The sequence below is a fragment of the Tardiphaga sp. 841_E9_N1_2 genome (assembly GCF_051811065.1).
Taxonomy (GTDB): Bacteria; Pseudomonadota; Alphaproteobacteria; order Rhizobiales; family Xanthobacteraceae; genus Tardiphaga; species Tardiphaga robiniae.
Map to the genome: position 1 here is coordinate 4849271 of NZ_JBPWQC010000001.1, position 21070 is coordinate 4870340.

At 62.3% G+C, this 21070-nt stretch carries 19 protein-coding genes and 1 riboswitch; of the genes, 11 read left to right on the top strand and 8 right to left on the bottom strand.

The annotated features are described in order from the left end of the window. The first annotated feature begins 6 nt into the window (after nucleotides 1-6). Together phoU and phoB are read left to right on the top strand one after the other, a co-directional pair. Complete coding sequence (phoU, locus tag AB8A50_RS23260) at nucleotides 7-720, top strand: phosphate signaling complex protein PhoU (RefSeq protein WP_089266763.1); 714 nt, start codon at nucleotides 7-9, stop codon at nucleotides 718-720. A 92-nt stretch (nucleotides 721-812) separates the two neighbouring features. Further along, on the top strand, nucleotides 813-1517 hold the full coding sequence (gene phoB / locus AB8A50_RS23265; RefSeq protein ID WP_068737970.1) for a phosphate regulon transcriptional regulator PhoB: 705 nt from the start codon (nucleotides 813-815) through the stop codon (nucleotides 1515-1517). Nucleotides 1518-1619: 102 nt separating this feature from the next. Here the strand turns inward: phoB and AB8A50_RS23270 are convergent, their stop codons facing one another. Further along, nucleotides 1620-2129 carry a GcrA family cell cycle regulator gene (locus AB8A50_RS23270; RefSeq protein ID WP_068737968.1) on the bottom strand — a complete coding sequence of 170 codons (510 nt, stop codon included), beginning with the start codon at nucleotides 2127-2129 and terminating at the stop codon, nucleotides 1620-1622. A 446-nt stretch (nucleotides 2130-2575) separates the two neighbouring features. Here AB8A50_RS23270 and AB8A50_RS23275 point away from each other — a divergent pair, with 446 nt between their 5' ends. Together AB8A50_RS23275 and argF are read left to right on the top strand one after the other, a co-directional pair. After that, a complete protein-coding gene (locus AB8A50_RS23275) occupies nucleotides 2576-3802 on the top strand; it encodes an aspartate aminotransferase family protein (protein WP_439079032.1) in 1227 nt (408 codons plus the stop codon). Beyond that, nucleotides 3802-4740 (top strand): ornithine carbamoyltransferase, encoded by a 939-nt coding sequence (gene argF / locus AB8A50_RS23280; protein ID WP_068737593.1) that lies wholly within the window; start codon nucleotides 3802-3804, stop codon nucleotides 4738-4740. The genes AB8A50_RS23275 and argF overlap by 1 nt, the downstream gene beginning before the upstream one ends. 7 nt (nucleotides 4741-4747) lie before the next feature. On the opposite strand, the gene AB8A50_RS23285 is transcribed toward argF, so the two are convergent. After that, nucleotides 4748-5557 carry an aminoglycoside phosphotransferase family protein gene (locus AB8A50_RS23285; protein ID WP_439079034.1) on the bottom strand — a complete coding sequence of 270 codons (810 nt, stop codon included), beginning with the start codon at nucleotides 5555-5557 and terminating at the stop codon, nucleotides 4748-4750. Nucleotides 5558-5686: 129 nt separating this feature from the next. Between AB8A50_RS23285 and AB8A50_RS23290 the strand changes: the two genes are divergently transcribed. Continuing rightward, entirely contained in the window at nucleotides 5687-6685 is a 999-nt protein-coding gene (locus tag AB8A50_RS23290; protein ID WP_439056909.1) for an Hsp33 family molecular chaperone, read from the top strand. A gap of 950 nt (nucleotides 6686-7635) precedes the next feature. Here AB8A50_RS23290 and apaG read toward each other — a convergent pair. Next, nucleotides 7636-8028 carry a Co2+/Mg2+ efflux protein ApaG gene (gene apaG / locus AB8A50_RS23295; RefSeq protein ID WP_089266768.1) on the bottom strand — a complete coding sequence of 131 codons (393 nt, stop codon included), beginning with the start codon at nucleotides 8026-8028 and terminating at the stop codon, nucleotides 7636-7638. 242 nt (nucleotides 8029-8270) lie between these two features. On the opposite strand from apaG, the gene AB8A50_RS23300 reads away from it, so the two are divergent. The 3 genes from AB8A50_RS23300 to AB8A50_RS23310 are packed head-to-tail and all read left to right on the top strand — an operon-like array spanning nucleotide 8271 to nucleotide 11253. Further along, nucleotides 8271-9527, top strand: coding sequence for an OpgC domain-containing protein (locus tag AB8A50_RS23300; RefSeq protein WP_439079035.1), 1257 nt, complete (start codon nucleotides 8271-8273; stop codon nucleotides 9525-9527). Further along, nucleotides 9524-10282 (top strand): SGNH/GDSL hydrolase family protein, encoded by a 759-nt coding sequence (locus AB8A50_RS23305; protein WP_089266770.1) that lies wholly within the window; start codon nucleotides 9524-9526, stop codon nucleotides 10280-10282. The genes AB8A50_RS23300 and AB8A50_RS23305 overlap by 4 nt, the downstream gene beginning before the upstream one ends. Further along, on the top strand, nucleotides 10282-11253 hold the full coding sequence (locus AB8A50_RS23310) for an SGNH/GDSL hydrolase family protein (RefSeq protein ID WP_439079036.1): 972 nt from the start codon (nucleotides 10282-10284) through the stop codon (nucleotides 11251-11253). The genes AB8A50_RS23305 and AB8A50_RS23310 overlap by 1 nt, the downstream gene beginning before the upstream one ends. 155 nt (nucleotides 11254-11408) lie before the next feature. On the opposite strand, the gene AB8A50_RS23315 is transcribed toward AB8A50_RS23310, so the two are convergent. Then, nucleotides 11409-12590: an O-succinylhomoserine sulfhydrylase gene (locus AB8A50_RS23315; protein WP_120287922.1), complete on the bottom strand. Its 1182-nt coding sequence runs from the start codon at nucleotides 12588-12590 to the stop codon at nucleotides 11409-11411. An 83-nt stretch (nucleotides 12591-12673) separates the two neighbouring features. Continuing rightward, nucleotides 12674-12753: riboswitch (SAM riboswitch) on the bottom strand. Nucleotides 12754-12860: 107 nt separating this feature from the next. Between AB8A50_RS23315 and AB8A50_RS23320 the strand changes: the two genes are divergently transcribed. Continuing rightward, on the top strand, nucleotides 12861-13967 hold the full coding sequence (locus tag AB8A50_RS23320) for a 2'-deoxycytidine 5'-triphosphate deaminase (RefSeq protein ID WP_315840228.1): 1107 nt from the start codon (nucleotides 12861-12863) through the stop codon (nucleotides 13965-13967). A 94-nt stretch (nucleotides 13968-14061) separates the two neighbouring features. Here AB8A50_RS23320 and AB8A50_RS23325 read toward each other — a convergent pair whose 3' ends face one another. Both AB8A50_RS23325 and AB8A50_RS23330 read right to left on the bottom strand, forming a co-directional pair. After that, nucleotides 14062-14724 (bottom strand): outer membrane protein, encoded by a 663-nt coding sequence (locus AB8A50_RS23325; RefSeq protein WP_184512957.1) that lies wholly within the window; start codon nucleotides 14722-14724, stop codon nucleotides 14062-14064. A 229-nt stretch (nucleotides 14725-14953) separates the two neighbouring features. After that, on the bottom strand, nucleotides 14954-15847 hold the full coding sequence (locus tag AB8A50_RS23330) for a LysR family transcriptional regulator (protein ID WP_439079037.1): 894 nt from the start codon (nucleotides 15845-15847) through the stop codon (nucleotides 14954-14956). Between the two features lie 139 nt (nucleotides 15848-15986). Here AB8A50_RS23330 and AB8A50_RS23335 point away from each other — a divergent pair, with 139 nt between their 5' ends. After that, the gene (locus AB8A50_RS23335) at nucleotides 15987-16979 is read left to right on the top strand and encodes an aldo/keto reductase (RefSeq protein WP_309940748.1); all 993 of its coding nucleotides are present in this window, start codon (nucleotides 15987-15989) and stop codon (nucleotides 16977-16979) included. A gap of 19 nt (nucleotides 16980-16998) precedes the next feature. On the opposite strand, the gene AB8A50_RS23340 is transcribed toward AB8A50_RS23335, so the two are convergent. Continuing rightward, nucleotides 16999-17853 (bottom strand): SDR family oxidoreductase, encoded by an 855-nt coding sequence (locus AB8A50_RS23340; RefSeq protein WP_309943815.1) that lies wholly within the window; start codon nucleotides 17851-17853, stop codon nucleotides 16999-17001. Nucleotides 17854-18015: 162 nt separating this feature from the next. On the opposite strand from AB8A50_RS23340, the gene garD reads away from it, so the two are divergent. Then, a complete protein-coding gene (garD, locus tag AB8A50_RS23345) occupies nucleotides 18016-19560 on the top strand; it encodes a galactarate dehydratase (protein ID WP_309940743.1) in 1545 nt (514 codons plus the stop codon). A gap of 169 nt (nucleotides 19561-19729) precedes the next feature. On the opposite strand, the gene AB8A50_RS23350 is transcribed toward garD, so the two are convergent. Beyond that, nucleotides 19730-21070: a PQQ-dependent sugar dehydrogenase gene (locus tag AB8A50_RS23350; RefSeq protein ID WP_439079038.1), complete on the bottom strand. Its 1341-nt coding sequence runs from the start codon at nucleotides 21068-21070 to the stop codon at nucleotides 19730-19732.

Genomic DNA, 21070 nt, shown 5'->3' on the forward strand with positions numbered 1-21070 from the left:
TTTGAGATGGCTTTTGAACACACCACCAAGGCTTTCGACGACGATCTGCAGGAGCTGACCCGTCTCGTCGCTGAGATGGGTGGCCTCGCGGAACGGCAGATCGTCGAATCCGTCGATGCGCTGATCCGCCGGGACGTCGCGCTCGGTGCGCGCGTCGTCGCCACTGACTCCGAGATCGACCAGTTGCAGCGCACGATCGAAGAGCGCGCCGTGCTGACCATCGCCAAGCGCCAGCCGATGGCTGTCGATTTGCGCGAGATCGTCGGCGCGCTGCGCGTCGCCACCGATCTGGAACGCATCGGCGATCTCTCCAAGAATATCGGCAAGCGCGTCAATGCACTCGACAGCGACTTCCATCCGCTGAAGCTGATCCGCGGCCTCGAGCATATGACCGACCTCGTGACCACCCAGGTCAAGGCCGTGCTCGACGCCTATGCCGCACACGATCTGCCCGCCGCGATGACGGTGTGGAAGGGCGACGAGGAGATCGACGCGATCTGCACCTCGCTGTTCCGCGAACTCCTGACCTATATGATGGAAGACCCGCGTAACATTTCGTTCTGTATCCACCTGATGTTCTGCGCCAAGAATATCGAGCGGATCGGCGACCATGCCACCAATATTGCGGAAACCGTGTTCTACATGATCGAGGGCCAGCAGATCCTCGACAAGCGCCCGAAGGGCGACATGACCACATTCGCGAATACGCCGACGGTCTGAAGCATGATCCGGAAAAGTGGAAGCCAGTCTTCCGCAAGGATCATGATTTAAAGACTTGTCGGACGTCACTGAGGGTATTGATCAAGATGGCTGTGAATGCACGCATTCTGGTTGTGGAAGATGAAGAGGCGCTAACGACGCTGCTTCGCTACAACCTCGACGCCGAAGGCTATGATGTTGAAACCGTCGCTCGCGGCGACGATGCCGACACCCGCTTGAAGGAGCGGGTGCCGGATCTCGTGGTGCTCGACTGGATGCTGCCGGGCCTGTCCGGCATCGAACTGTGCCGCCGCTTGCGCGCACGGCCCGAAACCAAGGCATTGCCGATCATCATGCTGACGGCGCGCGGCGAAGAGAGCGAGCGCGTTCGCGGTCTCGCCACCGGCGCCGACGACTACATCGTCAAGCCGTTCTCGGTGCCGGAGCTCCTGGCCCGCGTGAAGGGCCTGCTCCGTCGTGCAGCTCCCGAGCGTCTCGCCACCGTCCTGGCGTTTGGCGACATCGAACTCGACCGCGACAAGCGCCGCGTCGTGCGCTCAAGCCGTCCGATCGATCTCGGTCCGACCGAATATCGCCTGCTGGAGTTCTTCCTGGAACATCCGGGCCGCGTGTTCAGCCGCGAACAGTTGCTCGACAGCGTCTGGGGCCGCGACATCTATATCGACGAGCGCACCGTCGACGTGCATATCGGCCGCCTGCGCAAGCTGCTCAATCCCGCCGGTGAGCCCGATCCGATCCGCACCGTGCGCGGCGCCGGCTACGCGCTGGATGACCGCTTCGACAAGGCGGCGGAGTAGGTATCTTCCTTCTCCCCGCAAGCGGGGAGAGGTTAGAAGCCCCAAACAAAAAATGCCCGGCTCATCACCGGGCATTTTCATTTGGTTTAGATGCTTTCCAGCTCAGCGTGTCGGCTTTGGCACCGCGCGGCGGCGGTCGCTGGCTGGCTGATAGGCGATGCGCGAGTGATGTGCGCAATAGGGGGCGCCGGCCAGGGCCTTGCCACCGCAGAAGTAGAAGTCCGCGCTCGACGGATCGCCGATTGGCCAATGGCAGGTGGCTTCGTTGAGTTCGACCAGCGACAGGCGCTGGCTGATCGGCACGATGTTGTCATAGGCGATCGGGTCGGGCTCGGCCTCGATCTCGTAGTTATGGGCCAATGCTGTGTTGCCACGGGCCATCGGGCGGGCGACGCGCACCATCTGCTGCGCCGGGCGCGCCTTGCGCTGCCGCGGAGCTGCCGAGGAGGGGCTCTTGGCACGGCCGGACAGGCCAAGGCGGTGCACCTTGCCGATCACGGCGTTGCGGGTCACGTTACCGAGTTCCGCAGCGATCTGGCTGGCGGAAAGGCCGCCTTCCCAGAGTTTCTTCAACTGTTCGACGCGATCGTCGGTCCATGTCATTACCGTCATCGCCGTTTTCCCTTCGTGAGCGCCGGCCTGACCGGGCAGCGCTGCGAGTTGAGACTTCAAAAATCCCTGCGGTCAGAATCCTTTAGCGCTCACCGGGCGCGAATTTCGCGTCCGGCTGTTACGCCGCACTGGATGTGTCAAAAGGATCTACCGCCGCACGAGATGTCGTATCCGACGAGGCAAAAGCTACAATATGCCGTGACTCGCGCGCAAGAGTCGGGCATGCCGCGTCCACATGCTTCTGCAAATAAAGCTGCAAAATCGGCTTTTTCTGCGACTCCGTGTGACTCGAAAGCCGCAGTGCGCGGTTGACAGTCTTCACAGCACACATAGAATAATGCCCACGTGCCGCCCGAGAAGGGCGGCACGTTTCGTTTCTAGGGTCCGTTGTTCGATTTCGCACAGTTGTCATCGACGCGGCCGCAGTCTTTTCGATCGGATCGGTTATGACCAGCAACGCAACGTCTTCGCCCCTCTCTCAGGCTCACTTGCTGCCTGTTTTCGCGCGTGCGGATGTCGCTTTCGAGCGCGGTGAAGGCGCGTGGCTGATTGGAACCGATGGCGAGCGCTATCTCGATTTCACCAGCGGCGTTGCCGTGAACGCGCTGGGCCATGCGCACCCACATATGGTCGCCGCATTGCAGGAGCAGGCCACCAAGCTCTGGCATATGTCGAACCTGTTCAAGAGCCCGGACGGCGAGCGTCTCGCCGCCCGGCTGTGCGAACAGAGCTTTGCGGATTTCGTGTTCTTCGCCAATTCGGGTGCGGAAGCTATGGAATGCGCGATCAAGGTGACCCGCCACTATCATTTCTCCAAGGGCCATCCCGAGCGCACGCGCATCGTCACCTTTGAAGGCGCGTTCCATGGCCGCACCCTCGGCACGCTCGCCGCGACCGGCGCGGCCAAATATCTCGAAGGCTACGGCACGCCGCTCGACGGCTTCGATCAGTTGCCGCTCGGCGATATCGAAGCCGTTAAGAAGGCGATCGGTCCGAACACCGCCGGCATTCTCATCGAGCCGCTGCAGGGTGAGGGCGGCGTGCGTGCGCCGAGCAACGCGTTCTTCGGCGCGCTGCGCGAACTCTGCGACAAGAACGGCATCCTGCTGATCTTTGACGAAGTCCAGACCGGCATGGGCCGCACCGGCGAGTTGTTCGCCTATCAGCGCATCGGTGTGACGCCGGATGTCATGTCGCTGGCCAAGGCGCTCGGCGGCGGCTTCCCGATCGGCGCGTGCCTCGTCACGGCAGAAGCGGCCGAAGGCATGGCGCCCGGCTCCCATGGTTCGACCTTCGGCGGCAATCCGCTGGCGGTCGCCGCTGCGAATTCCGTGCTCGATATCATGCTGAAGCCCGGTTTCTTCGACCATGTGAAGAAGATGTCGCTGCTGCTGAAACAAAAACTCGCGGGCGTGGTCGACGGCCACCCTGATGTGCTCAGCGAAGTGCGCGGCGAAGGTCTTCTCATCGGCCTCAAGGCCGTGGTGCCGGCCGGCGATCTCGTGGCCGCACTGCGGGACGCCAAGCTGCTGACTGTCGGCGCCGGCGATAATGTCGTGCGCTTCCTGCCGCCGCTGATCGTCAGCGAGTCCGAGATCGAGCAGGCCGTGCAGCGGCTGGAACAGGCCTGCGTGGCCCTCGGTTCATCTGCCAAGACGCAGGGAGCCGCGTGATGAGCACGTCACCGCGGCACTTTCTTGATCTCACGGCCGTGCCGGCCAGTGAGTTGCGCAATATCATGAACGCGGCTGCCGCCATGAAGGCGAAGCTGAAGGGGCGGGATGGCTCGAATGCCGAGCCCGATCGTCCGCTCAAGAACAAGACGCTGGCGATGATCTTCGAAAAGCCCTCGACGCGCACCCGCGTGTCGTTCGAGGTCGGTATGCGTCAGCTCGGCGGCGAAGTCGTGATGCTCACCGGCGCCGAAATGCAGCTCGGTCGCGGCGAGACCATTGCCGACACCGCACGCGTGCTGTCGCGCTTCGTCGACATCATCATGATCCGCATCCTCAATCATGACTCGCTGATGGAGCTCGCGGAAAATGCGACCGTGCCGGTCATCAACGGCCTGACGCGCTTCTCGCATCCCTGCCAGGTCATGGCGGACGTGATGACCTATGAGGAGCACCGCGGCCCGATCAAGGGCCGCACCGTGGCCTGGACCGGCGACGACAACAATGTGCTGATGTCCTGGGCGCATGCGGCCGAGCGCTTCCAGTTCAAGCTCAATATCGCGACGCCGCCGCAGCTGTCGCCGAAGAAGCCGTTCAAGGACTGGGTCAAGGCGGCAAACGCGCCGATCACCTTCAGCGACGATCCCGATGCGATGGTGAAGGGCGTCGATTGCGTCGTCACCGACACCTGGGTGTCGATGGGCGACAAGGACGGCGAGACCCGCCACAACCTGCTCAAGCCCTATCAGGTCAATGCGCGCCTGATGTCGCTGGCCAAGCCCGACGCGCTGTTCATGCACTGCCTGCCGGCCCATCGCGGCGAGGAGGTCACCGACGAGGTGATCGACGGTCCGCAGTCGGTGGTGTTCGACGAGGCCGAAAACCGTCTGCATGCGCAGAAGGGCATTCTGGCCTGGTGCCTCAACGCGGTGGCGTGAGGCGCGATCAGCGATCGAGTTCTGTCGCGGCCAGCTCGGCCACCTGAAAGTCGATGCTCGCCGGATCGTCGTCGCCGAGGAACCATGCGGCCGAGAGGCCGGTCCATGCCAGGACCCATTGCAGTAAGCGATAGCGATCGAGTTTGGCCGCGTCGCTGACGACCTCGACACGCCGCTGGAAACGGCCTGGCAAGGTCGAGACCGGGCGCGTGGGGTCCGAGAGATCCGGGTTGGTGAAAATGTTGGCGAAGTCGAAGCCGCGCTCGCCGATGATGTGCTTCGGATCGATGGCAAGCCAACCACGCGCCCCGAAGTCCAGCACATTGTCATGGTGGAGGTCGCCGTGCAGCACGGTCACCTCGCGCGGGTCGTCCAGCAAAGCGTTGGCCGTTTCGGAACAGCGACGTAACAGGCCGCCATGGGTCGCTGCGGCCGGCGCGAGTTCGCGGAACCAATGCTGCAGCGGTACCAGCGGAGGCGGCGATTTTTGCCTTGGCCGGTGCAACCGTGCCGCCACGGCGCACAGGATGCGCGAGGCTTCGTCGTCCTGTCCACCACGCGCCATGTCGGAGAGCGAGGCCGGGCCTTGTGCGCGTTCCATCAGCAACGCGTCGTCATGGCGAGCCAGAACCCACGCGGCGCCGTCGCCGTCCCACCATTCCAGTACCGCGCTGCCGGCGCGTTCGTCCTCGCCCCTGGCCAGTTTCAGCATCGCCGGCTGGCCCCGATGCAGGACTGGCAGCAAATATCCGGCGTGGGAGGTAATGGCCGTGCCGTCCGGGACGAGGTGCCATCGCCTAAGGTAGGTTTCAAACATCGTTCGCTTATACTTGGTAGATATTTCATCCGGGCGGGGGCAAATCGTCGCCGGATGCCTTGTATTCGTTCGGACATTTGCCCCTTTGCGGGGTTTCGATTTCAGCTCCTCGCCCTTACATAGAGCGCCATGACCCCATCAAATCCAAATCTCCAGCCCGACGCCCCCATCCGCGCGCCGTCCTCCGTTCCGGTCGATGACGCGGTGCTGCCCTTCGAGGTGGCGCCGCTCGATCTGCGCGGGCGGCTGACGCGGCTTGGCCCGGCGCTCGACGAGCTGCTCGCCAAGCATGATTATCCCGCGCCGGTGGCCAAGCTGCTCGGCGAGGCCATCGTGCTGACCACACTGCTCGGATCGTCGCTGAAATTCGACGGCCGCTTCATCCTGCAGACCCAGACCGATGGTCCGGTGTCGCTGATGATCGTCGACTTCCGCGCGCCGGATAAAATGCGCGCCTATGCGCGGTTCGATGCCGAGCGCCTTTTGCCCGGTCTCGGCACCGCGGCGCTGCTCGGCAAGGGCCATCTGGCGATGACCGTCGACCAGGGGGCGGATATGAGCCGCTATCAGGGGCTCGTCGCGTTGAATGGCGGCACGCTGGAAGATGCCGCACATGAATACTTCCTGCGCTCCGAACAGATTCCGACCAAGGTGCGCCTCGCCGTCGGCGAGGAATGGCGCAGCGGCGAGGAAGGTGGCCCGACACATCGCTGGCGCGCCGGTGGCATGCTGCTGCAGTTCCTGCCAAAGGCGCCGGAGCGCGTGCAGCGCGACCTCCATGCCGGCGATGCGCCGGAGGGCGCGAAGGTGGATGCTGTGCCGGAAGATGACGCCTGGGTCGAGGGCCAGTCGCTGATTGGCACCGTCGAGGATGTGGAGCTGATCGATCCCGATCTGTCCGGCGAGCGGCTGCTGTATCGCCTGTTCCACGAGCGCGGCGTCCGCGTCTTCGCCTCATCGCCGCTGCGCGCGGAGTGTTCCTGCTCGCGCGATGCCGTGTCCGGCATGCTCAAGAGCTTCGAGCCGCAGGACCGCGCCGACATGGTCAAGGACGACAAGGTCGTCGTGACCTGCGAGTTCTGTTCGTCGGTGTATGAGTTCACACCGCAGGAAGCGGGCGTGGAATAGGCATTCGCCCGCGTCACGCCCCGCTGTCATTCCCCGGCACACCAATTGGTGCGGCGAGGAAACTCAATCCACACTCGTCATTCCGGGGCAGGACGGACCGCGAAGCGGACCGGACTGAGCCCGGAATCTCGAAGTGTTTTGCGGTGAACAGGTCGGGATTCCGGGTTCGCCTGCGCGAAGGCGCGCAGCCGCCCCGGAATGACGAACGTGGGACAAGCCCGCACCAAACATTTTTTCCTATCCTCGGTTGACAGCATCTCCATCAGGTTTATATTCCCCTTCGTCCGGCCCCGATGAGAGGGGCGATCGCGATCGTCACGTTCGCGGGGCTGGATGCGGTGGACGCCGGAGATGCGGCGTTACGCGGTTCATGGGTGACGTCTGTCTTCGGGCAGGACGGATCTGCGCCAGCACTGCAACTGGCAAGGAGACGGCCGACCTTGGGATGGGAAGAGCCCTGGACAGTGTGACGGACGACCAAATCGAAACGCGTTCGGCCAAGTGCTTTGCGGCTACCCTGTCCCTCCGCCCTGGGACATTAATTTTGGTGATGGGAGCGTTCGCCATGGCAGATGTGCAAGCAACCGAAAAAACACCGCAGGCGGAACGTCGGGCAATCGCTCGGCGCCTCCGAAAGTCCTGATGCATTCTAAATTGCGGAAGACCGCATTCGCATCAGGCCCAAGGGTGCAACGGGCACCCGGCGTTCCGCACGCCCTCTCACAGGGGGCGGGAATGCAAGCGACGACGGCGCCCCCGCGCCGCAAACAATGGGGGCGATGACGCATGCCTGATGGGCAGTGGCTGTTTGACAGTTGAATCTGCGATGAGGCCGTAGGATGGGTAGAGCGCAGGAGCATCTTGCGCCGGAGCGAAACCCATCACCTATCGCACGTGTGAATGATGGGTTTCGCGAAGACGCTCTACCCATCCTACATTTCGGCGGTCGCCTAATTCAGCACGCGCTTTCCGTCCGGTCCGTCCAGCGAAAACAGCGGCACGTCGATCTCGAACGGCTCGCCGGTATCGGTCACCATCTGATAGGTGCCTTCCATGAAGCCGGACGTCGTCGGCAGCGGTACGCGCGATGTGTATTCGAAGCGTTCGCCGGGGCCGAGCACGGGCTGCTCGCCGACGACGCCTTCGCCGCGCACTTCCTGCATGCGGCCGGACGCATCGGTGATGATCCAGTGCCGGGTCTTCAACTGCACGGTCTCTTTGCCGGCATTGGTGATGACGACCGTATAGGACCAGAAGAACTGTCGCTTCTCCTGCGACGAGCTTTCAGGCATGAAATTCGGTTCGACGGTGACTTCGATCTGTCGTGTGATGGCGCGGTACATGGCGGTGTCATCGTTCAAAATGCGTCGCAAGCATAGCGAAAAACACGTTACCGGCCAAATCCAGGGAAAATCGGCGTGGAGTGCTGCGCGGAACGGCGGCAACCCATCGCGGTTTCAACATAGTTACCGCATAATCGATCCCTGATTTGGCTATGACGTGACGGATCGCCCCATGCAGATGGCCTGCGTGGTGTGGGGCGGTCGATTTTCATCATGCGACGATTTCCGTTGAGCGGTGCTGAATGACCTCTGTTGCCGACCCGATTGCCGGCCTGCCCCACGCAGATGCGTCCTCCCACGTGTCCGCGTCGCGGGCCTCGACGCGTGCCGATGCCGTGTCGTTTCCCGTCGCAGGCACCGAACGCGAATTGCGCCTCGATCTGTTTCGCGGGCTGGCGCTGTGGCTGATCTTCATCGATCACCTGCCGCCAAATATCCTGACCTGGCTGACGATCCGTAATTACGGTTTCAGCGACGCCACCGAGATCTTCATCTTCATCTCCGGCTATACCGCCGCTTTCGTCTATGGCCGCGCGATGCAGGAGCAGGGCACGCTGGTCGCCAGCGCGCGCATCTTCAAGCGCGTCTGGCAGATCTATGTCGCCCACGTCTTCCTGTTCACGATCTTCCTCGCGGAAATCTCCTATGTCGCGACGCGGTTCGAGAACCCGCTTTATTCAGAGGAAATGGGAATTCTCGATTTTCTCAAACAGCCCGATGTAACCATCGTCCAGGCGCTGTTGCTGAAATTTCGGCCGGTCAACATGGACGTGTTGCCGCTCTATATCGTCCTCATGCTGTTCCTGCCGCCGATCCTCTGGCTGATGCGGCGCCGCGCCGATCTCACGCTGGCGCTGTCGGTCGGTCTTTATGCGCTGACCTGGGAATTCGACCTGCATCTGACCGCCTACCCGAACGGCGTCTGGGCCTTCAATCCGTTCGCCTGGCAATTGCTGTTCGTGTTCGGCGCCTGGTGTGCACTGGGCGGCGCCGTCAGGATGTCGCGAATACTGTCATCCAATATCACGCTGTGGCTCTGCGTGGCCTATCTTCTGGCGGCGTTCTGGGTGACGCTGACCTGGTACATTCCGCAAATCCACCATCTGCTGCCGAAGGTCATCGAGCAGTGGATGTATCCCATCAACAAGACCGATCTCGACGTGCTGCGCTTTGCCCACTTCCTGGCGCTGGCGGCGCTCACAGTCCGTTTCCTGCCCAAGGAGTGGCCGGGGCTGAAATCGGTCTGGCTGCGGCCGATGGTGCTGTGCGGCCAGCACTCCCTCGAAATCTTCTGTATCGGGGTGTTCCTGGCCTTCGCCGGCCATTTCGTGCTGGCCGAGGTCGCCGGCGGAGCCGGCATGCATGCCTTGATCAGCTTCCTCGGCATAGTTGTTATGTCAACCGCCGCTTGGGTGTTTTCGTGGTACAAGGGCGTCACTGTCAAAGGCGGATCCCGCGCCAAACGATCCGACGCGGATCTCGCAGGAGGGGAAGCATGAAGGCCGTTCTGCGGCTCACGATGCTGGCTGGCCTGCTGGTGGCGGCTCCTGTCCGGGCCGAACCGCCCGCGCATACCTGTGAGGTTCCCGCCTACCTCCTGACCTCCGAAAGCACCCTGCCCAAGGTCGAGGCCGCGGCGAAACCGGGCGGAAAGCTCGATATTCTGGTCATTGGCAGCCGATCCTCGGTGATCGGGGTCTCAGACCACTCCGCAGCCTATCCGAACCGCCTGCAGGCCTATCTGAAGGAGAAGCTACCGGGCGTCGAGGTGAACGTGGCACTGGAGCTGCAGGTTAAGAAGACCGCCGAGGAAATGGCCCCGACCTTGGAACAGCTGGTGACGGACAAGAAGCCGAACCTGGTGATCTGGCAGACCGGAACCGTGGATGCCATGAAGCAGGCCGACGCCGACGACTTCCGGAATGCCCTGGATGAGGGCGTTGCCGCCATGCAAAAGGCCGGAACTGACGTCATTTTAATGAATCTGCAGTACAGTCCGCGCACGGAGACGATGATTTCCGGCTCCGCCTACCTAGATAATATGCGTGTGGTGGCGCAGCAGCACGACGTCCCGCTGTTCGACCGTTTCGCCATCATGCGGCACTGGAATGAGAGCGGTGATTTTGACCTGTTCAGCGCGTCGCCCGGCATGGAGCTGGCGAAGCGGGTGCATGATTGTCTTGGCCGGGCGCTTTCGACCTTTGTCGTCGATGCGGCCAAGATCAAAGCAGCGGATTTGAGGATTCAGCGTTAATGAGTTTCGTCGGCCATTTGTCTCGCTTTGCTGTCGTCGCTGCCTTTGCCGCTTCCACGACCTTCGCGCTCCCGATCTCATCGTCCATTGCGCACGCCGAAGCGGCGCAGGCCGCCCCGGCTGACGGCAAGGGCGCCGATCAGAGCATTGCGGTCAATGATCCCGCGGACGCCGCGAAGAGGGGCGTCGCTGCGAAGGCCATCGACAAGGTCAAGGAAGTCGCAAAGACCGCGACCGATATTCTGAGCCGCGTCCCCTGCCGTACACCGAAAGGCGGCATGAAGGCGATGGGCGCGCTGCCGCATGTGGCCAGCAAGCTCGTGGCCGGCAAGCCCGTGGTCATCGTTGCGTTCGGCTCGTCCTCCACCGAAGGCTACGGTTCGACAGCGCCGGAATTCACCTATCCGAACCGCCTTGCCGCGCAGCTGCATCGTGCTTACCCGTCGGCCAATATCACCGTGCTCAACCGCGGCAAGGGCGGCGAAGATGCGCCGGAAATGATGGCGCGGCTGCAGAGCGAAGTGATCAATTCGAAGCCTGATCTCGTGATCTGGCAAGTCGGCACCAATGCGGTGCTGCGCAATCTCGATCCCGGCGAAACCAGCAAGATGGTGGAAGACGGCGTCGCCCGCATTCAGGCGGCGGGTGCCGATCTGGTGCTGGTCGATCCGCAATATTCCCCGCTGGTGAATACGCGGCCGGAAGGTACCAGCAAGATGGTCTCGCTGCTGCACAAGGTGGCCGAACTACGCAAGGTCGGCATCTTCCCGCGCTTCGAAGTGATGAAGGAATGGCACGAAGGCCAGCAGATGTCGTTCGACAGCTTCGTCATTGCCGACGGCCTGCATATGAACGACTGGGGCTATGCCTGCTTCGCGCAGTTGCTTGGCGACAACATCATCAAGTCGGTCGGCCAGGTGAAGCTCGGCATCAACGAGCCGCAGATTCAGCAGGCGCAGAAGCCGCTGTAAGTTCGAAGAGGGGCGAATGCCTCTCAGCCGTCATTGCGAGCCCGCGAAATTCGCCTTCGGCGATTTTCGCTGAGCAAAGCAATCCAGTCTTGCTTGAAAGAAAGTCTGGATTGCTTCGTCGCAAGTGCTCCTCGCAATGACGATGGAGAGATTGGCTACGCCTTCGCCAGTGCCGCTTCGAGATCCTCGATCAGATCGTCACGATGCTCGAGGCCGGCCGAGAAGCGGATGAAGCCCTCTGTGATCCCGAGTTCGAGCCGCGCTTCCAGCGGCAGGCGCTGATGCGTCGTCGTCGCCGGATGCGTGACCAGGCTCTTGGCGTCGCCGAGATTGTTGGAGATGCGGGCGACTTTCAGCTCGTTGAGGACGCGGAATGCAGCTGCCTTGCCGCCCTTCACCTCGAAGCCGATCAGCGTCGATCCCGCACGCATCTGCTTCTTCACCGTTGCCGCCTGCGGATGATCCTCGCGGCCCGGATAGATCAGCCGCGAAATCTTCGGATGCTGGGCCAGCACGTCTGCGATGGCAGCCGCGGTCTGCGTCTGCCGTTCGACACGGATCGCCAGCGTCTCCAGCCCCTTCACCAGCGTCCACGCATTGAACGGCGAGATCGAGGGGCCGGTCTGGCGCAGATAGTTGTGAATATGCTCGTCGATGAAGTCCTTCGACGACAGGATGATGCCGCCGAGGCAGCGCCCTTGCCCATCGATGTGCTTGGTCGCCGAATACACGACGACATCGGCACCGAGCGCCAGCGGGCTCTGCCAGAGCGGCGTCGCGAATACGTTATCGACAATCAGTCGCGCACCGCCGGCATGGGCGATGTCAGCGATGGCTGATATGTCGAGCACGTCAAGCGTCGGATTGGTCGGACTTTCCAGAAACAGCGACTTGGTATTCGGGCGCATTGCCTTCTGCCACTGGTCGAGGTCGAGTCCATCGACAAGCGTGAATTCGATGCCGTAGCGCGGCAGCAGCTCTTCGATGACGTAGCGACAGGAGCCGAACAGCGCCTTGGCGGCGACGACGTGATCGCCCATGCGCAGCGGCGCGAGAATGGCGGTGGTCACGGCGGCCATGCCGGTGGCCGTCGAGCGTGCAGCCTCCGCACCTTCGAGGTCGATCATGCGGCTCTCGAACATCGACGTATTCGGATTCGAAAAGCGCGAATAGATGAAACCGGGATCTTCGCCCTTGAACCGCGCCTCGCAGGCTTCAGCGGTCTCGTAGATGAAGCCCTGCGTCAGGAAGAGGGCTTCGGACGTCTCGTTGAATTGCGAGCGCAGCGCGCCGGAATGAACGAGCCGGGTTTCGGGGCGATAGGACTTCGTAGACATGTGACCTCCAACGTACCCGCGTAACACGGGCACAAAAAAACCGGCCTGGACGGACGTCCTCAGGCCGGGATCGCATGCTGGAAGGACATGTGTCCCCGGCCTGTTTAGCGACTTATTTTACGTGGCTGCAAGCCGGCCGGCTCAAATCACCACGGGATAACGATGTGCATATTCCCGCTTGCCCTTTTCGTCAAGGCGGGGCTGAGATAACCGGTAAAGTCGCTATTTTTCAGTGTATTCTCGCTGAAGGACGACCGAAGGACGAGACCTGTGCCGTTTACGCTTGCCCCCGATGCCGATGGAATTCTGCCCGACCGCATGATTGCGGCGATGGCCGATGCCGGCCTGATCCTGCCGGAATATCCCTTCGTCGAGAGCCAGATCCAGCCCGCCAGCCTCGATCTGCGGCTCGGCTCCATCGCCTATCGCGTGCGCGCCAGCTTCCTGCCGGGGCCGAATTCGACGGTCGCCGAGCGCATCGACGAACTGAAGCTGCACGAGATCGACCTGTCGGACGGTGCGGTGCTCGAAACCAACTGCGTCTACATCGTGCCGCTGATCGAGAGCCTGGCGCTGCCGCCGAACATCTTCGCCGCCGCCAATCCGAAGAGCTCCACGGGGCGCCTCGACGTGTTCACGCGGGTGATTGCTGATGGCACCAGACGGTTCGATGTGATCGGTGCGGGCTATCACGGGCCGCTTTATGCCGAAATCAGCCCGAAGACATTCCCGGTATTGCTGCGCGAAGGCTCGCGCCTGTCGCAGGTCCGTTTCCGGGTCGGCGATGCGGTGCTCGATACCGAAGCGCTGGAAGAACTCCACGCGCAGGAGCCGCTGGTCGACAGCGAGACGGCCGACCTCAACAATGGCCTCGCGCTTTCGGTTGATCTCTCCGGCGAAAACGCCTCGGGCTTCGTCGGCTACCGCGCCAAGCGTCATACCGGCGTGGTCGATATCGATCGTCGCGGTGGCTACAGCGTCAATGAATTCTGGGAGCCGATCTCGGCGCGCAAGGACGGCACGCTGATCCTCGATCCTGGCGAGTTCTACATTCTCGCCTCCAAGGAAGCCGTGCAGGTGCCGCCGGACTATGCCGCCGAGATGGTGCCGTTCGATCCGCTGGTCGGCGAATTCCGCGTCCACTATGCCGGCTTCTTCGATCCCGGCTTCGGTCATGATGGCGCCGGCGGCAAGGGCTCGCGCGCCGTGCTCGAAGTGCGATCGCGCGAAGTGCCGTTCATTCTCGAACACGGCCAGATCGTCGGCCGTCTCGTCTATGAGCGTATGCTGGATCGTCCGGATGCCCTCTACGGCCAGCGTATCGGTTCGAACTATCAGGGCCAGAGCCTGAAGCTGTCGAAGCACTTCAAGGTCTGATCGCTCACCGCTCCGCGCAAGCAAGAAAAAAAGGCCCGCATTGCTGCGGGCCTAAGTTTTTTCTGGAGACGAAGTAGACGATAGATCGTCAGGCTTACTGAACGAAGCCTGCGCCGAAGTTGCCCAGGTTGAAGCGATAGTTCAGGCCGGCCTTGATCGTGTGCTCGTCGTTCTTGAAACCACCAACGGCGAGGGTCGGCGTGATGAAGTTGACGTTGCCGAAGTCGTAATACTGGTATTCGACCTTGCCCGACCAGTTCTGGGTGAACAGATATTCGAGACCGCCGCCAACCGTGTAGCCATCGCGGCCACCATCGCCGGCAAAGCCGTTGGTGAAGCGCGAGTCAGCCCAGGCGTAACCGCCCTTTACGTAAAGCAAGGCCGGACCCCAGGTGTAACCGAGACGACCGGTGACCGAACCGAGGCCGCGATTGTCGAAGTTGCTGCTGGTGGACAGGAAGCTGTAATTGGCTTCGAGACCGAACACCCAGTTCGGCGCGAACTGGTAGTCGTAACCACCCTGCACACCGCCCATGAACGTGCCGTCATTGCTGCCGCCGAGCAGGTTGTTGTCGTTGCCCGGGAACGCGCCGCCGATGTGACCGCCGATGTAGAAACCGGTCCAATTGTAGATCGGAGCAGCCGGAGCATAGGCCGGAGCCTTGGTGTAAGGGCGCGCAGCCAGGTCAGCAGCGGACGCCGGAGCGGCCAAAGCGACGAGGGCCAGAGCAGCGGTAGACAGTAGAAGCTTCTTCATCAGGTGTTCCTTCTCAATCCCGACGGGGGATGACGAAAGGCAACCTAGACTATTGCGCAGTGATTGCTGTCACACGCGTGCAACAGCGCCTCAAACGAAAAAGGCAGCTTTGGCGACCACGTCGCGGTTAGGACACGACATTGCCCAAATTGATTCAGGAACTTTTCACGATGTGCGATTTCACTTCAATCACGTTCGGATTGAGGCGCTGGAACACGACAACCGTTGATCAGCCACGGTAACGCAACGCTTCAACCAGCGCCGCGAATGCGGATGTCGGTTGTCGGCGGCTCGGGTAATAAAGGTGATAACCCGAGAACGGTTGGCACCAATCGTCCAGCACTTGAACAAGCCGGCCTGCGGCAATGTGATCGCGCACGCGGTCCTCCGGCAAATAGGCCAACCCCAATCCGCTGAGAGCCGCCTTTTCGCGCAGCGACATGTTGTTGAACACCATCTGGCCGTCGACGCGCACCTTCAACGTGCGCCCGCGCTTCTCGAACTCCCACGCATAGAGACCACCCAAGGTGGGCAGACGGATATTGATGCAGTCATGCGCGGTGAGGTCTTGCGGGCGTTTCGGCAGCGGTCGTTTGGCGAAATAGGACGGTGCGCCGACCACGACCATGCGAAAGTCCGGTCCGATGCGGACGGCAATCATGTCTTTCGCGACCTGTTCGCCCAGGCGAACGCCCGCGTCGTAGCGTTCCGCGACGATGTCGATGAGGCCGTAATCGACGACGAGTTCGGCCTTGATGTCGGGATAGCGCGGCAGCAGCTTGGCGAGGGCGGGCCAGATGATCGTCTCGGCGGAATGCTCACCGGTGGTGATGCGGATGGTGCCGGCCGGCTTCTCGCGCAGCTCCGTGACCGCCGCGAGTTCGGCGTCGATCTCTTCCAGCTTGGGGCCGATCGTCCGGATCAGGCGTTCGCCAGCCTCGGTCGGCGCAACGCTGCGGGTCGTTCGGGTGAGGAGCCGCAGTCCAAGCCGCTCCTCAAGACCGCGAATGGTGTGGCTGAGCGCGGATTGCGAGACGCCAAGCTTGGCGGCTGCGCGCGTGAAGCTCGCCTCCTTCGCGACGGCAAAGAAGGCGAGGAGGTCGTCGATTGTCTGGCGGGCCATTCATGAATCCGGCTGATAAGTGCGTGCAGATTATATCATCTAGTCTCATGGGCGCACGATCTCCAGATGTCGCAGGTCGGCGGCAAAATCCCACCAGCGCGGGAGCCGCTCATTGGCCGGATGGCACAGGAGATTTGACATGAAGACACGCATACTCGGACGCAATGGACTGGAAGTCTCGGCCATCGGGCTCGGCTGTATGGGGATGAGCTTCGGCTACGGGCCTCCGGCCGACACAACGGAAATGACCGCACTGATCCGCGCGGCGGTCGAACGCGGTGTCACCTTCTTCGATACGGCTGAAGTCTACGGTCCGTTCACCAATGAAGAGCTCGTCGGCGCGGCGCTCGCGCCGCTCCGCGATCAGGTCGTTATCGCCACCAAATTCGGCTTCAGGCTCGATCCCGCCACCGGTCAGCAGGTCGGTCTCGACAGCCGCCCCGCACATATTCGTGAGGTCGCCGAAGCATCGCTCACGCGCTTGAAGATCGATGCCATCGATCTGTTCTACCAGCATCGCGTCGATCCCGACGTGCCGATCGAGGACGTGGCCGGCGCGGTGAAGGACCTGATCGCCGAGGGCAAGGTGAAGCACTTCGGCCTGTCCGAACCGGGTGTGACGACAATTCGCCGTGCCCATGCCGTGCAGCCGATTACTGCGATCCAGAGCGAGTATTCGTTATGGACGCGCAGTCCCGAAAAGGAAGTGCTGCCGACGCTCGAAGAACTCGGGATTGGCTTCGTGCCCTACAGTCCGCTCGGCAAGGGCTTTCTCACGGGCGCCATGAACGAGAGCACGACGCTCGACAGCGGAGACTTCCGCAATATCCTCCCGCGCTTCACGCCCGAAGCGCGCAAGGCCAATCAGGCGCTTGTCGATCTGCTTGGCGAGATCGCGGCACGGAAGCAGGCGACGCCCGCGCAGATCGCGCTGGCATGGCTGCTGGCCCAGAAGCCGTGGATCGTGCCGATCCCGGGCACCACGAAACTGCATCGGCTTGAGGAAAATCTCGGTGCGGCGGCTATAGAGCTGACATCAGACGATCTGCGGGATATCGAGAGCGCTGCTGCAAAAATCACCGTGCAGGGCAACCGATATCCGGACAGGCTGGAGGCGATGACCGGCCGGTAGTCCGCAGATCACTCGCTGCCTAGACCTCGCGTTGTTCCCACAACGCCGTGAGGCCTTCGCGATAGGTCGGAAACGCGAGCTTCACGCCGAGCTCGCGTTTCAGCCGCGCATTCGAGATGCGGTTGTTGCTGGCATAGAAGCTGCGCGCCATTGGGCTCATCTCGGCGTCATCGAAGTTCTGCTCGGGCGGCGGCGCGATGCCCATCAGCGCTGCGGCATAGGTGACGACGTCCTGCGGCGGCGCCGGCTCGTCGTCGCAGAGATTGAAGATGCCGGTCTGCGCGTGATCGAATGCTGCGGCGACAGATGTTGCGATGTCGTCCACATGGATGCGGTTGAACACCTGGCCCGGCTTGAAGATGCGATGGGCCTTGCCGGTTTTGAGATTCTCCAGCGCATTGCGGCCGGGACCGTAGATGCCGGCGATGCGCAGGATCGTCGTGCGATCGCCGGCCACGGCGCGCCATGCGTCTTCGGCATCGATACGTGCCTTGCGTCGGCCCTCGCCGGAGACCGGGGCGGTTTCGTCGATCCAGGCGCCCTGATGATCGCCGTAAACCCCGACGCTGGAGAGATAGATGATGCGCCGGATGCCGCTGGCCGCGATCACGGAGCCGAAGGTCCGCAGCACGGGATCGCCGTCTGTGCCGGGCGGGACCGAGACGAGCAGCGCATCGGCGCTCGCGAGGTGATCGGCAATGCCGGGATCGGTGACATCCGGGTTGAAGACGAGCGTCTCGATATCGCGGGCTGACGCCAAGGCTGCGGATTTGCCGGCCGTGCGGACGGTGCCGGCAATCCCGGTGAATTGACCGCCATGCCGGGCGATGAACCGGTTTACGCTGTAGCCGAGCCCGAAGACGAAAAGACGCACGTTCATTCCATTTCTGCATGAATTCGGGCGCGCCGGCCCGTTTCAAGGTCATCATTCGGGCTGCAGAGCGTGCCGGTCAAGTGCGCGACACCGCCATCTTTTGTGCTACTGCTCTGCTACGAGACCGGCGCGAATGCCGGCAGATTTGGGAAGGACAAGGCGATGGCCACCACGCTGGCAGCAGATGCATATGCGCCGCGCTACATCAAACTGAATGCGCGCGACAATGTCGCCATCATCGTCAATGATTTCGGCCTGCCCGCGGGCACCCTGATGACCGGCGGCCTAGAGCTGCGTAACTTCGTGCCGCAGGGCCACAAGGTGGCGCTCTCCGATATCGCCAAGGATGCGCCCATCATCCGCTACGGCGAAATCATCGGCTATGCGCTGGATATGATTTCGGCCGGCGAATGGGTCGAGGAGGCGCGCATCCATATGCCCGATGCGCCGGATCTCGACAGCCTTGAGATCGCCAACGCGGTTCCGGAACCGCAACCGCCGCTGAACGACTACACATTCGAAGGTTTTCGCAATCGCGACGGCTCCGTCGGCGTGAAGAACATTCTCGCCATCAGCACGTCGGTGCAATGCGTCGCCGGCACGCTGGAATTTGCGCTCAAGAAGATCAAGGCCGAGCTGCTGCCACGCTATCCGAATGTCGATGACGTCGTCGCCGTCACCCATGGCTATGGATGCGGTGTCGCGATCAATGCGCCGGATGCCTATATCCCGATCCGCACGCTGCAGAACATCGCGCGCAATCCAAATTTTGGCGGCGAGGTGATGGTGGTCGGCCTCGGCTGCGAGAAGCTCGCACCGGAGCGTTTGCTGCCGAAGGAGGATCCCGGCAGCATGATGCGCCTTCAGGATGAGAGCAATCAGAGCTTTGGCGACATGGTGGATACGATCATCACCATGGCTGAAGCGCGCTTGAAAATCCTGAACCAGCGCAAGCGCGAGACCTGTCCGGCTTCCGACCTCGTGATCGGTCTGCAATGCGGCGGCAGTGACGCGTTTTCCGGCGTGACCGCCAATCCGGCGCTCGGCTTCGCGAGCGATCTGCTGGTGCGCGCCGGCGCCACGGTGATGTTCTCTGAAGTCACCGAAGTCCGTGACGCCATCGAACTATTGACGCGCCGTGCGGTCAACGAGGATGTCGGCCGCGCGCTGATACGCGAGATGGACTGGTACGACTCCTATCTGGCACGCGGGGGCGCCGATCGCAGCGCCAATACGACGCCCGGAAACAAGAAGGGCGGCCTCGCCAATATCGTCGAGAAGTCATTGGGCTCCATCGTCAAGTCCGGTTCGAGCGCAATCAGCGGCGTCATTGGTCCGGGTGAGCGCGCGACGACGAAGGGACTGCTGTTTGCAGCAACGCCGGCGAGCGATTTCGTCTGCGGCACGCTGCAACTCGCCGCTGGCATGCAGATGCAGATCTTCACCACGGGACGTGGCACGCCCTATGGGCTGGCGCAGGCGCCGGTCATCAAGGTCTCGACGCGGACTGAACTGGCGAAACGCTGGTCGGACCTGATCGATTTCGACGCCGGCCGCATTGCGTCAGGCGAGATGACCATCGAGGAAGCCGGTTGGGAGCTGTTCCAGCTGATCCTTGACGTCGCCAGCGGTCGCAAGCAGGTCTGGGCGGACAAATGGGGACTGCACAACGATCTGGTGCTGTTCAACCCCGCGCCGGTGACGTGAAGAATTTCAAGTGGGATAGGCGAAGTAATAAAAACTCGTCATGCCCGGCCTCGTGCCGGGCATCCACGTCTCGGCCATAAACTCAGGAAGACGTGGATGGCCGGGACATCAAGTGAAGCCCTCGCTTCGCGCTGCCCGGCCATGACGGAGCTTCGTCAGGTCTCTGGTATCACTTCAACGCTGCCGCCTTCGCGCCCGATGGGGTCACGCGCCAGATGGTGTTGCCGACATCGTCGGCCACCAGCAATGCGCCCTTGCTGTCGATGCGCACGCCCACAGGGCGTCCTTGCGCTTCACCGCTGTCATTGAGGAAGCCGGTGAGCACGTCCTGCGGCTTGCCCGATGGCTTGCCGTCGGTGAAGGGCACGAATATCACCTTGTAGCCGCTTTGCGGGCGCCGATTCCACGAGCCGTGCTGGCCGATGAAGGCGCCGTTCTTCATGTTTGCCGGGAAGAGATCGCCGGTATTGAAGGTCAGGCCGAGCGACGCGGTATGCGCACCGAGCGCGTAATCCGGCGCGATGGCCTTGGCGACCATATCGGGACGTGGCGGTTGCACGCGAACGTCCACGTGTTGGCCGTAATAGCTGTAGGGCCAGCCATAGAAGCCGCCATCCTTCACCGAGGTCATATAGTCCGGCACAAGGTCGCTGCCGATCTCGTCACGCTCGTTGACGGTCACCCACAGCGCGCCGCTTTGCGGCTGCCACGACGGGCCGTTGGGATTGCGCAGACCGGATGCGAAGATGCGCGAGGCGCCGGTCACGCGGTCGATCTCAAGCACCGCGGCGCGGTCTTTCTCGGCCTCCATGCCGTTCTCACCGACATTGCTGTTGGAGCCGACGGTTGCATAGAGTTTCGTGCCGTCGGGACTCGCCGTGAGATCCTTGGTCCAGTGATGATTGATCGGGCCGCCGGGCAGGTCAGCCACCTTCACGGCAGGCGTCGTGATCCTGGTATCATTGGTCCTGTAGGGAAACTTCACCACGGCATCGGCATTGGCGACAAAGAATTCGTCGCCCACCAGCACCATGCCGAAGGGTGAGTTGAGCCCTTCGAGAAACGCTGTCCGGGTCTCGGCGACGCCGTCGCCGTCCGCGTCACGCAGCAGCGAAATACGATTTGCCGTCGGTGTGCCCGCGCCAGCATGGCCCATCACCAGTTTCATGACCCAGCCCTTGATGCCCTGGCCATCTTCCGGTTTCGGCGGCGCATTGCTTTCTGCCACCAGCACGTCGCCATTGGGCAGCACATAGACCGTGCGTGGGTGATCGAGCCCGCGCGCAAAAGCGTTGACCGTCATGCCGTCCGCAGCCTTCGGCTTGGCCCCCTCTGACCAGCCGACAGCCTTGGAGACATTGACAGTCGGGATCAGCGACTTGTGGGGCTCGACAAGTTTCGGCGACGGTCCGAAATCTTCGCCGGATGCGATGGTGGATTGTTCGTTGCATCCGACCAGTGGCAGCGCCAGGGCGACGAGACAGGCGGAAAGCAGGAATTTCTGGCGCAT

Bases quoted from the DNA above. Each gene is read 5' to 3' on its own strand.
- phoU (WP_089266763.1), top strand. From the start codon at position 7: ATGGCTTTTGAACACACCACCAAGGCTTTCGACGACGATCTGCAGGAG.
- AB8A50_RS23270 (WP_068737968.1), bottom strand. From the start codon at position 2,129: ATGACGGTAATGACATGGACCGACGATCGCGTCGAACAGTTGAAGAAA.
- AB8A50_RS23275 (WP_439079032.1), top strand. From the start codon at position 2,576: ATGACCAGCAACGCAACGTCTTCGCCCCTCTCTCAGGCTCACTTGCTG.
- argF (WP_068737593.1), top strand. From the start codon at position 3,802: ATGAGCACGTCACCGCGGCACTTTCTTGATCTCACGGCCGTGCCGGCC.
- AB8A50_RS23285 (WP_439079034.1), bottom strand. From the start codon at position 5,557: ATGTTTGAAACCTACCTTAGGCGATGGCACCTCGTCCCGGACGGCACG.
- AB8A50_RS23290 (WP_439056909.1), top strand. From the start codon at position 5,687: ATGACCCCATCAAATCCAAATCTCCAGCCCGACGCCCCCATCCGCGCG.
- apaG (WP_089266768.1), bottom strand. From the start codon at position 8,028: ATGTACCGCGCCATCACACGACAGATCGAAGTCACCGTCGAACCGAAT.
- AB8A50_RS23300 (WP_439079035.1), top strand. From the start codon at position 8,271: ATGACCTCTGTTGCCGACCCGATTGCCGGCCTGCCCCACGCAGATGCG.
- AB8A50_RS23305 (WP_089266770.1), top strand. From the start codon at position 9,524: ATGAAGGCCGTTCTGCGGCTCACGATGCTGGCTGGCCTGCTGGTGGCG.
- AB8A50_RS23310 (WP_439079036.1), top strand. From the start codon at position 10,282: ATGAGTTTCGTCGGCCATTTGTCTCGCTTTGCTGTCGTCGCTGCCTTT.
- AB8A50_RS23315 (WP_120287922.1), bottom strand. From the start codon at position 12,590: ATGTCTACGAAGTCCTATCGCCCCGAAACCCGGCTCGTTCATTCCGGC.
- AB8A50_RS23325 (WP_184512957.1), bottom strand. From the start codon at position 14,724: ATGAAGAAGCTTCTACTGTCTACCGCTGCTCTGGCCCTCGTCGCTTTG.
- AB8A50_RS23330 (WP_439079037.1), bottom strand. From the start codon at position 15,847: ATGGCCCGCCAGACAATCGACGACCTCCTCGCCTTCTTTGCCGTCGCG.
- AB8A50_RS23335 (WP_309940748.1), top strand. From the start codon at position 15,987: ATGAAGACACGCATACTCGGACGCAATGGACTGGAAGTCTCGGCCATC.
- garD (WP_309940743.1), top strand. From the start codon at position 18,016: ATGGCCACCACGCTGGCAGCAGATGCATATGCGCCGCGCTACATCAAA.
- AB8A50_RS23350 (WP_439079038.1), bottom strand. From the start codon at position 21,070: ATGCGCCAGAAATTCCTGCTTTCCGCCTGTCTCGTCGCCCTGGCGCTG.